At 73.9% G+C, this 1915-nt stretch carries 2 pseudogenes; one reads left to right on the top strand and one right to left on the bottom strand.

The window, feature by feature from the left end:
* A pseudogene (locus tag OJ997_RS36180) lies at positions 1 to 523 on the top strand (hypothetical protein); the annotation flags it as partial.
* A gap of 33 nt (positions 524 to 556) precedes the next feature.
* Here the strand turns inward: OJ997_RS36180 and OJ997_RS36175 are convergent.
* Positions 557 to 1915, bottom strand: a pseudogene (locus OJ997_RS36175) (hypothetical protein); the annotation flags it as partial.

Here is a 1915-nt window from a genome sequence, read left to right as displayed (position 1 = left end):
CGTGGCGCAGCCCGTCGCGCCCGCCACGCCGGCCGCCACGCCCCCGCCGGTCGAGCCGCCGCCCAACGCCGCGGTCGCCGCCGCCTCGATCGACCTCACGACCGCCGCCGCCGAGTACCCGGGCGACAACGCGTCCCAGGCCGAGCTCGCGAAGTGGCTGGCCAAGCAGGCCGAGGCCGCCGGCCTGCCGCCCGAGCTCCCCGTCATGGCCTCGCTCGTCGAGTCCGGCGTCAAGAACCTCAACTTCGGCGACCGCGACAGCGTCGGCTTCTTCCAGATGCGCACCGGCATCTGGAACCAGGGCGACTACAAGGGCTTCCCGGAGCGGCCCGAGCTGCAGGCGAAGTGGTTCATCGACACCGCGCTCGCGGTCAAGCGCAAGGCGATCAGCCGCGGCGACGCCGACTTCGGCAAGGACCCCGCGAAGTGGGGTGAGTGGATCGCCGACACCGAGCGGCCCGCGGAGGAGTACCGGGGCCGCTATCAGCTGCGGCTGAGCGAAGCCCGCAAGCTGCTGGCGTAGGGCGCGAGCCGCGCCCTACGCGTCAGGGCCGGATCAGCCCTCGCCGCCGCCGGAGAGGCTGTCGCCGCCGCCGTTGTCCTTCTTCGGCGCCGGCTTGTTGTTCTGCGGCGTCGGGTTGGTCTGGCGCGGCGTGATGTTGTTGGTCGGCGGCGGCGTCGAGTTGCTGTCCGTCGACGTCTCCGGCACGGAGCCGGTCGTGCTCTCGCCGCTGTTGGAGGGCACGGCCTGCTTCTTGACCTTGTCCTTCTTGAGCGTCGGCAGCTTCGTGACGGCGGCCGCGCGGCCGAGCGTCTTCGAGCTCAGGTCGTAGCCCGCATCGCCCAGCCCGCCGAGCGCGCTCTCGATGTCCTTGCTCCCGCCGGCGGCCGCGGCGCCGGCCTTGCGGAAGCCGTTGCGGTCCTTGGCGCGGCCTTCGGACGCGGCCTTCTTGAAGTCGGCGCCGATGCTCTTGAGCGCGGCGGCCAGCTGGGCGTTGGCGCCTTCGTCGGCCGGGCTCACGTTCAGCTTGCGCACCGAGCGCGACGCGGACGCGTACGCCGAGGCGAGGCGGCCCGTCGCCGACACCTGCGTCGTGCGCTTGCCGGCGTTGTTGAGGTCACGCGCGGCGGACTTCTCGGCCTTGTCGAGGCGGCCGAGAATCTTCTCGACGCTCGTCTGGTACTTCTCGCTCGGACCGACCGGGAAGGGCTTCGAGCCCTCGAGCTTCATCGACGCCGCGATCGTGGCGCACGTGTCGCCCTCGGCGATGCAGGCGAGCGTGGCGATGCCCTTGTCCGTCGGCACGGCGAACACGTCGCCGGTCTGCGGGCCGATCGGCAGCGCGGCGTACTTGGCCGCCTGGACCCCACCGTCGAGGTCCACGACCTCCTTGGTCGGCTCGGTGTCGCCGCGCAGGCCGTCCGCCAGCAGCGTCGGGTTCGCGGCGGTCTCGTCGGCGAGGCCGAAGACGATCGTGCCGCCCTTCGGGCCGGCCATCGTGACCTTGCTGTCGGAGAAGCCGGGGATGTCGGCCGTGGCGCCGTCCGACCAGCCGGCCGGGACGGACAGGCCGATGCCGTTCGCGGACACCGGCACCGTCGGCGCCTCGGTGGCCGCGGGCGTCGCCGTCGGGGTCGAGGCCACGGTCTTCGGATCGTCGCCACCGCCGCCGGCCAGCGCGATCGCGGCGATCACGGCCACGACGGCCGCGCCACCGATCGCGACGGGAATCAGCCAGCCGGGCCGGTCGCCGCCGCCCGAGGACTTGGGCTTGGAGGCCTTCGGCGGCTTCGGCGGCGCCGGCGGGGGCGTCGCCTTCGACGGCATCATCGTGTCGGCCGCGCCCGCGGGCAGCGGCTCGACGGCGGACGCGGACGCGGGCGCCGCGGCGGCTCCGGCCAGCGCGGCCGCGCC

The sequence above is a fragment of the Solirubrobacter phytolaccae genome (genome assembly GCF_027587195.1).
GTDB classification, from domain to species: Bacteria; Actinomycetota; Thermoleophilia; order Solirubrobacterales; family Solirubrobacteraceae; genus Solirubrobacter; species Solirubrobacter phytolaccae.
This window is presented reverse-complemented; position numbering and strand designations above follow the sequence as displayed.